This is a genomic window from Aeromonas sp. QDB25 (assembly GCF_027707725.1).
Classification (GTDB): Bacteria; Pseudomonadota; Gammaproteobacteria; order Enterobacterales; family Aeromonadaceae; genus Aeromonas; species Aeromonas caviae.
The window spans coordinates 1-9,538 of the sequence record NZ_JAPCIZ010000105.1; the positions used below are offsets into that span (position 1 = coordinate 1).

At 61.7% G+C, this 9,538-nt stretch carries 8 protein-coding genes and 2 pseudogenes; 4 read left to right on the forward strand and 6 right to left on the reverse strand.

Annotated features, from left to right (window positions below):
- Window positions 1-101: 101 nt before the first annotated feature.
- Window positions 102-590 carry a hypothetical protein gene (locus tag PG883_RS21325; protein ID WP_270808065.1) on the reverse strand — a complete coding sequence of 163 codons (489 nt, stop codon included), beginning with the start codon at window positions 588-590 and terminating at the stop codon, window positions 102-104.
- 255 nt (window positions 591-845) lie between these two features.
- Between PG883_RS21325 and PG883_RS23980 the strand changes: the two are divergent.
- Both PG883_RS23980 and PG883_RS21330 read left to right on the forward strand, forming a co-directional pair.
- Window positions 846-1,052: pseudogene (locus tag PG883_RS23980) on the forward strand (SEC-C metal-binding domain-containing protein); the annotation flags it as partial.
- Between the two features lie 55 nt (window positions 1,053-1,107).
- Window positions 1,108-1,908: a heme ABC transporter ATP-binding protein gene (locus PG883_RS21330; RefSeq protein WP_041206322.1), complete on the forward strand. Its 801-nt coding sequence runs from the start codon at window positions 1,108-1,110 to the stop codon at window positions 1,906-1,908.
- 249 nt (window positions 1,909-2,157) lie between these two features.
- On the opposite strand, the gene PG883_RS21335 is transcribed toward PG883_RS21330, so the two are convergent.
- On the reverse strand, window positions 2,158-2,766 hold the full coding sequence (locus PG883_RS21335) for a YitT family protein (protein ID WP_005329125.1): 609 nt from the start codon (window positions 2,764-2,766) through the stop codon (window positions 2,158-2,160).
- A 303-nt stretch (window positions 2,767-3,069) separates the two neighbouring features.
- Here PG883_RS21335 and PG883_RS21340 point away from each other — a divergent pair, with 303 nt between their 5' ends.
- Both PG883_RS21340 and PG883_RS21345 read left to right on the forward strand, forming a co-directional pair.
- A complete protein-coding gene (locus PG883_RS21340) occupies window positions 3,070-4,431 on the forward strand; it encodes a UDP-glucose dehydrogenase family protein (protein ID WP_041206324.1) in 1,362 nt (453 codons plus the stop codon).
- Complete coding sequence (locus PG883_RS21345; protein ID WP_005329119.1) at window positions 4,428-5,426, forward strand: NAD-dependent epimerase; 999 nt, start codon at window positions 4,428-4,430, stop codon at window positions 5,424-5,426. Before PG883_RS21340 ends, PG883_RS21345 begins: the two co-directional genes overlap by 4 nt.
- A gap of 83 nt (window positions 5,427-5,509) precedes the next feature.
- Here PG883_RS21345 and PG883_RS21350 read toward each other — a convergent pair whose 3' ends face one another.
- From PG883_RS21350 to PG883_RS21365, 4 genes and pseudogenes are all read right to left on the reverse strand, one after another.
- Complete coding sequence (locus PG883_RS21350; protein ID WP_041206327.1) at window positions 5,510-7,198, reverse strand: ArnT family glycosyltransferase; 1,689 nt, start codon at window positions 7,196-7,198, stop codon at window positions 5,510-5,512.
- Window positions 7,188-7,553 (reverse strand): lipid-A-disaccharide synthase N-terminal domain-containing protein, encoded by a 366-nt coding sequence (locus tag PG883_RS21355; RefSeq protein ID WP_041206328.1) that lies wholly within the window; start codon window positions 7,551-7,553, stop codon window positions 7,188-7,190. The genes PG883_RS21350 and PG883_RS21355 overlap by 11 nt, the downstream gene beginning before the upstream one ends.
- Before the next feature lie 88 nt (window positions 7,554-7,641).
- Window positions 7,642-8,382, reverse strand: coding sequence for a glycosyltransferase family 2 protein (locus PG883_RS21360; RefSeq protein ID WP_005329116.1), 741 nt, complete (start codon window positions 8,380-8,382; stop codon window positions 7,642-7,644).
- A gap of 476 nt (window positions 8,383-8,858) precedes the next feature.
- Window positions 8,859-9,431: pseudogene (locus PG883_RS21365) on the reverse strand (IS4 family transposase); the annotation flags it as partial.
- Window positions 9,432-9,538 lie beyond the last annotated feature (107 nt).

A 9,538-nucleotide genomic window follows, 5' to 3' on the forward strand; every position in this document is an offset into this window, starting at 1 on the left:
CCGATCCAGAATTGGAAGCCTGCCCTGAATCGCTTTATTATCGAGTTCGGAGATCGCCTGAACGGTCACCTGTAATGGAGTGGGCAGTTACACAGAATCATTTACAGGCTCTGAGCTTTTGATGCCGTCATATACCAACAGTCATCGTAGTTTGGAAATAATCCAACAGCATCACGCTTTTTTCTAACGCGTGATACACAAAAAATGAATCCGTTAAGAGCTTCTCGATGAATGCTTGCGCGTGTGTCTCGTACCCTGAGTATTTGCCCAGTATTTTCAACAATGTGAAGATGTTCTATCGCTGCGCTCATGCTCCCTAGGATTCGTGGATGGTTCTCATCGCCCCCTACGCTGATTGCCCCCTGAAGTATGAAATTGAACCACTTTGGTTCAATATCAACTGTTCCATCAAAATTTAGTACAAAAGAGTGTTTACCTTCGCCATCATCGACGATTTGAGCACTTTCTATATCTCTATACTCATACAACGTGCCCAATTTTATTGTTTTTCCAATTTTCAAGTTGTCCTTTGCGTAGCAATTTTTTGCGAGAAGCATCCCCATCACTCCATTCTTGACCGGGGCAAGCATCCCCCAAATCGTATTTTCGATGACTTTTTAATATCACAAGCTCAACTTCTATTCACCCAAAAACTCTGTCATATGACCTATGCGCCTGAAGACTATTTCCCGGTGGCGCCGGAATTTGAGCGACACGGGGAATGGGTCCCGCTGATCCACGACTGGTGTGGTGGTTACCTGGGAGGTCTTGAGCTGGCCCCGTGGCCCGCGCTACCTGCTCCTGAAGCTGCCGCACTGGCGATGATATCTGAACCCCTGGAGAAGATGCCTACATCGCTCGAAGCGCTCAGCAATGAACACCTGCAAGAACAAGCCACCAAGGCCCGCTTTGCCGCTCGTATCCTGCATGCCCACTTTCTGGCGCAACGCAGCGAGCGCCCGGCACGTTCTCAACCAGTGGAGGCACCCATCAAGATTGGCCGTAACGAGCCGTGCCCCTGTGGCAGCGGCAAGAAGTACAAGCAGTGCTGTTTGCACCTGGCTCTTGATCAAGAGTCGCCGGACGCTGTAACAGGAGAACGCCACCTTGCCCGGATCCCCCCTGCTCGCTTGCCGCGGGCTCAACCTCACCCGGGGCAATCGCCTCATCCTGGACAACCTGGATCTCGACCTGCATGGGGGCAGCCTGACTGCCCTGCTCGGCCCGAACGGGGCGGGCAAGAGCTCGCTGCTCAAGTGCCTGACCGGCGAGCTGGCCTATGAAGGCAGCATTTCCCTGTTCGGCCGCGAGCGGCAGGGCTGGGCCGGCGACGCCCTGGCCCACAGGGTCGGGGTGCTGCCCCAGAGCTCGTCCTTGAGCTTCCCCTTCCTGTGCGAGGAGGTGGTGGCCATGGGGCGGCTGCCCCACAGCGAGCCCGCCAGCCGCCGCGACCAGATAGTGCGGGCCGCCATGACCCATGCCGGGGTCGAGCACCTGGCGGGTCGCCTCTACCCCGGCCTCTCCGGCGGGGAGCGCCAGCGGGTGCAGTTCGCCCGGGTACTGGCCCAGATCTGGCAGGAGCCGTCGCCGGGACGGCTGCCCGATCCCGAGCAGCCGCGGCTGCTGCTGCTCGACGAGCCCACCTCGGCCCTCGATCTCAAGTACCAGCACCAGCTGCTCACCATGGCCCGCGCCCTGGCCACCCGCAATACCGCCGTGCTGGTGGTGCTGCACGACCTCAACCTGGCGGCGCGCTACGCCGATCGGCTGGTGATGCTGGAGCAAGGGCGCCTGATGGCGGACGGCTCCCCGAGCGAGGTGCTCACGCCGGCGCTCATCGCCCGTCTCTACGATTATCCCGCCCAGGTCATCCACCACCCCGAGACGGGGCAGCCCATGGTGGTGTGATGCCGGGCGCATCGTCCTTCCTATCCACGACTATCCCGCCCAAGTCATTCACCACCCCGAGACGGGGCAGCCCATGGTGGTGTGATGCCAGGCGCATCGCCCTCCCTCTTCACGACTACCCCGCCCAAGTCATTCACCACCCCGAGACGGGGCAGCCCATGGTGGTGTGACTGGCCGGCATATTGATGAGATTAACAAACAAACAGAGCGCCCTCGGGCGCTCTGTTTGTTTGCAAAGTGACGGGTGACTCAGGCTATCTGGTAGCGGCCCGGCTTGTGATTGAGTGTCAACACCAGGTTACAGATGATGGCCGCGACCACGGAGAGCGCCAGCAGCCAGGGGGAGACCACGAAGAAGGAGGCGATGACGATGGCGCAATCAAGCCCCATTTGCAGCTTGCCAGCACGGACGCCGAACTTGTCCTGAATAAACAGCGCCAGGATGTTGAAGCCCCCCAGGCTCGCCTTGTGGCGAAACATGATGAGCAGCCCCATGCCGATCAGGGTGCCACCGATCAGGGCCGCATAGACGGGCTCTATCTTGCCTATCTGCAGCACGGCGTTGAGGTGATCCGTCATGAAGGAGACGGTGGCCACGGCGGCGAAGGTATTGAGGGTGAAGCGCGGCCCCATCCTGAGCCAGGCCAGGGCGTAGAACGGCAGGTTCATGGTGAAGAACAGCAGGCCGAAGCTCAGGCCTGTGACCTGCTGCAACAGCAGCGCCAATCCGGCGGTGCCGCCGGTGAGCAGACCGACCTGATGAAACAGGAAGATGCCGAGGGAAACGAAGCCTGCCGCGGTCAGCAGGGCGAGCACATCCTCATAGAGCGGATGGGCCGAACGGGGGGTGTTGTCCATAACCTTATGTCCAGTAGCGAAGTGAAAAGAGTGTCTGAGGCCCGATGACGGGCGCGAGCCCCGTGAGTCGGGACTTCGTTATGGTCACAGTGTCCATTTTGAGTGACCCGGATCACAAGTACGGGACCGAATGCGCCGAAATGGTGCGCGTCAGCGCCGCGTTACAACCCTTGCACCAAAATATGTCATGCCCTCTCCCCTCCCAGCCTGAAGATAACCTGAAAAACCCAGGGTATCTCGCTGTCAGCGAGTCAGAATCGTTCTAAAATGACCCCCTTGCCACTGGCTGCGGAGCGACAGCAGATGAGAGTCAGCGTATTCGGAATAGGTTATGTGGGACTGGTTCAGGCCGCCGTACTGGCCGAGATGGGCCACAGGGTGACCTGTGTGGATGTGGACGCAGCCAAAGTCGAGCGGCTGAGAGCGGGTATCATCCCCATCTTCGAGCCCGGCCTCGCCCCCCTGGTACAGACCAACCACCAGGCAGGCCGTCTGCTGTTCACCACGGATGTGGCCGAGGGGGTGGGTTTTGCCGAACTCATCTTCATCGCGGTCGGCACCCCGCCGGATGAAGATGGCTCAGCCGATCTCAAGCACGTGCTGGCGGTGGCCGGTACCATAGGTCGACTGATGCAGAGCGGCAAGGTGGTGATCAACAAGAGCACAGTGCCGGTCGGCACCGCCAACCGGGTGCACCAGCATATCGCCGCCATCCTTGCAGAGCGCGGGGTCGACCTCCCCCTCGAGGTGGTCTCCAACCCGGAGTTTCTCAAGGAGGGGGCCGCGGTGGCCGACTGCCTGCGGCCGGATCGCATCATCATCGGCACCGGCTCGGCCCACGCCATGTCTCTGCTTGAGGAGCTCTATGCCCCCTTCAACCGCAATCGGGATCGCATCATCCAGATGGACGCCCGCAGCGCCGAGCTGACCAAGTATGCCGCCAACGCCATGCTGGCCACCAAGATCTCCTTCATGAACGAGATGGCCACCCTGGCGGAGAAGCTCGGCGCCGACATCGAAGAAGTACGCAAGGGCATAGGCGCCGACCCGCGCATCGGCCACCACTTCATCTATCCCGGCTGCGGCTATGGCGGCTCCTGCTTCCCCAAGGACGTCAAGGCGCTGATCCACACTGCCAGCGAGGCAGGCTGCGATGCCCCCCTGCTGCATGCGGTGGAACGGGTCAACGACGGCCAGAAGCACAAGCTCATGGCCCGCCTGCAGCAGCACTTCGGCAGCGATCTGACGGGACGGACCTTCGCCCTCTGGGGCCTGGCCTTCAAGCCCAACACCGACGACATGCGCGAGGCACCGAGCCGGGTGCTGATGGAGGCGATCTGGGCCGCTGGCGGCAAGGTGCAGGCGTTCGATCCCGAGGCAATGACCGAGGCCCAGCGTCTCTATGGCCTGCGGGACGATCTGACTCTGTGCGGTACTCAGGAAGCGGCCCTCAAGGGAGCCGACGCCCTGCTCATCTGCACCGAATGGCAGCAGTTCCGCGCCCCGGACTTCGAGCTGATACAGCGTACCTTGAAACAGGCCGTCATCATCGACGGTCGCAACCTCTATGATCCGGCCCGCCTGCACCAGCGCGGCTTTACCTACTACGCCATCGGCCGGGGCGACAGTCTGGCCACCGGACTGCACAAGGAGCAACGGCAATGAAATATCTGGTCACCGGTGCCGCCGGATTCATCGGCTTCCATGTGGCGCAGAGGCTCTGCCACGACGGTCATCAGGTGGTCGGCATCGACAATCTCAACGACTACTACGAGGTGAGCCTGAAGGAGGCACGCCTCGCACGGCTCAGCCCCCTGCCCGGCTTTCGCTTCGAGCGCTTGGATCTCGCCGATCGGGTCGCCATGGCCGAGCTGTTCGCGCGCGAGCGGTTCGAGCGGGTGATCCACCTGGGTGCTCAGGCCGGGGTGCGCTATTCCCTCGACAACCCCTTCGCCTACGCCGACAGCAACCTCACCGGCACTCTCACTGTGTTGGAGGGATGCCACCATCACGGGGTCAAGCATCTGGTCTACGCCTCCTCGAGCTCGGTGTACGGCCTGAACGAGCAGATGCCGTTCAAGACCTCGGACGGGGTGGATCACCCTGTCTCCCTCTACGCGGCGAGCAAGAAGGCTAACGAGCTGATGGCCCACTCCTACTCCCACCTCTACGGCCTGCCCACCACGGGTCTGCGCTTCTTCACCGTCTACGGCCCCTGGGGTCGGCCCGACATGGCGCTGTTCAAGTTCGTGCGCGCCATCCTCAAGGGGGAGCCCATCGATATCTACAATCAGGGCCAGCTCAGTCGGGACTTCACCCATATCGACGACATAGTGGAGGGCATAGTGCGCATCGCGGACCGGCCGCCGGTCGGCGACCCGAACTGGCAGGGGCAGACCGATACCAGCCCGGCCCCCTACCGCCTCTTCAACATCGGCAACGGCAGCCCGGTGCGGCTGCTGGACTTCGTGGAGGCCATCGAGACTGCGCTCGGCAAGCCGGCGATCCGCAACCTGCTGCCCATGCAGCCCGGCGACGTGCTCGCCACCTGGGCCGACACCGAGGCGCTGTTCGAGGCGACCGGTTATAAACCCAAGATGGCGCTGCAAGAAGGGGTAGAGAGCTTCGTCGCTTGGTACAAGGCGTATTACCAAGTCTGACCGCGCCGAGAGATCTGACGATGAAGAGGGGCTGCCAATGGCAGCCCCTCTGTTTATCCGACTTATCCGTCTGCTGTCCGGGCTCAGGGCCCGGGGGTATAGCTGAAGGGCTCTATCTGTGGACTGAGACCGCGGCACTCCGGCTTGAGGGCATCCGCGCCAGCCAGCAGCCAGTCGGTGCGATGACGGTTGCCGAGGTTCGTCATCCGCACCGCATCGAAACACACCGTCATGATGTCGGCCGAGCCCAGCACATGGCGCCTGGGCCCGGCCGCCACCCAGGCCGCCGCCTCCCGGGCCTGCTCCCCGTCCCCCAGCAGGTAAGGATAATGGCGCACGGGTTGTAGAGCGAACAGCAGGTGCTGCTCCTTGAAGCCGGCCAGCAACAGCTCGTCGCCCACAGGCACCTGCTGCGCCGCCAGCGCCATCACCCCCTCCGGGGTGCGCATGTCGTTGAGCTTCACGCAGATCCAGCTGGAGTAGATCAGCCAGCCCACCGCCAGCGAGCAGAAGATGGCTGTGAGCGGTGCCCGGCGCAGCAAGGCGTTGAGCAGCAGCAACGCCGCCCCCATCGCCAGCAGGGGCAGCCAGGGCGCCGGGCCCAGATCCCCCAGCTTGCTCGCCAGCTTGGCGCTGAATGCCAGCGCCCCCGCCCCGCCCAAACAGATGATCCCCAGCAGCCAGCCGAGCCCGCCCAGCAGGCGCGCGGGCCAGACCCGCGCCAGCAGCTCGGCGACGAAGGGAGCCGTCAGCAGGGCCAGCGCCGGCGTGCCCGGCGTGACATAGACGCCGCGCTTGCCCGGCGACACCGAGAAGAAGACGATCACCAGCACCAGGTAGCCGAGCAGCAGGATGATGCGCTTGTCCTGCCCCAGGATGGCCTTGCGCCACGCCACCACCAGCCAGGGCAGCAGCAGGGAGACCGGCAGCCAGAACGGCGGGATCACCGAGGTGAGGTAGTACCAGAACGGTTTGACGTGATGCCAGGCGTTGGCATAGCGGGTCACCGTCTGGCGCAGCAGTATGTTGTCCCGGTAGGCCTGCAGCACGGGATCGCCGCTCTGGGCCACGGCGAGCAACATGGGCACCAGCCACAGGCCGATGGCCAGCAGCATGAACAGCGGCCCCGCCAGCCCCTTGAGCCAGTCGCTCCTGGAGGCGGCACGGATCTTCTCGCGGTGGGTCCAGATCGCAGGGATCAGGATTAGCAAGGCCAGCAGCCCCACCCCCTTGGTGATGATGCCAAGCCCGGCGGCGAACCAGCCGAGCCAGTACCAGCGCCAGCCGCCACCGCAGAGCAGGAAGCGGACGAAGCCGTAGACGCCGAGGGTGATGAAGAAGGTGACCAGCGCATCGATCTGCGCCGTCTTGGCCTGCAGGGTGAACTGGAGGGTAAACAGCAGCAACAGCCCTGCCAGGAAGCCCACCGAGGGGTTCCACAGGCGGCGGCCCATGTCCCACACCAGCGTGATGGTCAGCAGACCCGCCAGCAGGGAGGGCAGCAGAAACGCCACCTTGATGGAACCGGTCAGCAGATACCCCAGTGCTATCCCCCACATAAACATGGGGGGTTTGTCCGGGTAGATCTCGCCACCGCGCATGGGGAAGAGCCATTGCCCGCTCTCCACCATCTCCTTGGCGATCAGGGCGAAGCGCGGCTCGTCGGCGGGCCAGGGATCCCGCAGCCCGAGGCCGGCCCCCAGCACCACCAACGCGATCAGCAGCAGCCAGCCGAGAGATCTTTGATTGAGCAGGAAACGGTCATTTACCATGACGAGCCTCATAGTCGTTGACGACCTTGTCCCGCTTCCAGCCTCTGTGCTGGATATCCAGATAGAGGCTGTAGAGCGCGGTAAAGGTGGGGAAGAGGTTCTGCAACACGCCGACCGAGTCCTGTTTGGGCGAGAAGACGAAGTAGCTCAGGGTCATCAGGCTGCCGAGCACGCTCATGTACCAGAACAGGCGCGGGATCACCGGCTTGCCGGCGCGCTTGGAGGCGACGAACTGCACCAGCCAGCGGCCGCCGAACATCAGCGCCCCTGTGTAGCCGATGATCTTCCAGCCCGTCACATGCAGGCCAGTCCAGTCGAACCAGGTCAGCTCCATGGAGAGCAGGGCATCGATCATCGCCATCCTCCCAGGTGCAACCCGCCGACATGCAGGGCAAGCTCATCCCGGTCCAGCCAGATCGACGGCATCGAAAGCAGGGCATCGATCACTCCAATGTCTCCCTGATCTCGACCACCTTGGAGCGGCGCTGCAACCACCAGACGCCGACCACGTCCACCAACCCGACCCAGAGCCGGTTCCAGACGCCATATTTGGAGACACCCGCCTGCCTGGGTCTGTGGTTGACCGGCCAGGGGGACATGCGGCCACCCTGGGCCTGGATCAGGGCCGGGATGTAGCGGTGCATATGGTTGAAGCCGGGCAGGCGCAGATACCAGTCACGGCGCACCACCTTGAGGCCGCAGCCGGTATCCGGGATGCCATCCCGCAGCAGCAGATCGCGAAAACCGTTCGCGAGTTTGGACGAGAGGCGCTTCACCCAGTCATCGCGCCGATTGACGCGATGGCCGATGAGCCCGACCTGGTGCTTGTCCGAGGCGAAGCGACGCCTGGCCTCCTCCAGCATGGCGGGAATGTCGGCCGGATCGTTCTGACCATCGCCATCCAGCACCACCAGCCAGTCACCGCGGCCGTGGCGCACGCCACTCAGTACCGCCATGCTCTGGCCGACGGCCCTCGCATGACGCACCACCTGCAGCGCGGGGAATTGCGCCTTCAGACCGCAGAGCAGGGCGTAGCTGTCATCCTCGCTGCCATCGTCCACATAGATCAGCTCGTAGCTGTATTTCCCCGCCAACGCGGCATCGATCTCGCCGATGAGGGGGGCCAGATTGTCCCGCTCATCCTTGGCGGGCACCACGACAGAGACCTCGATTGAATCAACCATATGCGCTTCCCAATCATGACGAAGGATGCAATCGGTTCGATTGCGCCCCCCATTTCTATTTTATCGACAAGCTGACTAACATCATGCAAATACAAGGCGTTAGGCAGCAAGATCGGCAGTCTATTGCCACAAAAATAATAAATCTATCAATTTGAATTGTGCCATGGAGAAGAGGATCGCGAAGTGCAGCCACCTGGCGTTCGTCGCCAGAGTCTTTTCCTTCTCTGCCAAAAGTTCCATACCGTTTTCATCTCTGATGGCCGAACACATAACCAGATGTTCCATCTCCTGGCTGGCAACCCCCCCATATCGCACCTATATCTTGCGGATACGAAAGACGAGGTATCCATCATGCAGAGACTCTGCACCTGGAGCTGGGGACTCCTGCTACTGCTTGTCACACCATCCTCCCATGCCGATGCCTTTCGCCAGGCCCCGAAGGCGATGAGCGCCCTGCGTCAGGGCCTGTCTCTTGATCAGATCTTGATCCCCTGCGCCATCAGATCCTTGGCGGCAAGAAAGCCATCCAGTTTACTTTGCAGGGCTTCCCAACCTTCCCAGAGGGCGCCCCAGCTGGCAATTCCGGTTCGCTTGCTGTCCATAAAACCGCCCAGTCTAGCTATCGCCATGTAAGCCCACTGCAAGCTACCTGCTTTCTCTTTGCGCTTGCGTTTTCCCTTGTCCAGATAGCCCAGTAGCTGACATTCATCCGGGGTCAGCACCGTTTCTGCGGACTGGCTTTCTACGTGTTCCGCTTCCTTTAGCAGCCCTTGCGCCCTGAGTGCTTGCGGCAGCGTGAAGCTTTCTCTGAGCTGTAACAGCCTGACCGCAACAAACGAGAGGATCGAGACCATCCGCTCCAGATTATCCGGCTCCTCCATGCGTTGCCTCTCGGCTCCTGCTCCGGTTTTCCATGCCTTATGGAACTCCTCGATCCGCCAGCGATGGGTATAAATGTCGATGACGCGCAAGGCTTGGGCTAGCGACTCGACCGGTTCGCTGGTCAGCAACAACCATTTCAACGGGGTCTCACCCTTGGGCGGGTTCATATACAGGACCTTAAGAAAACACTTCATTTGAAATTCCTTCTAAGGTCCTGTTCTGTATCGATTTTCGCTGCTTGGTTCGACGGGCATTTTTCGCCAAGTAAACGGCA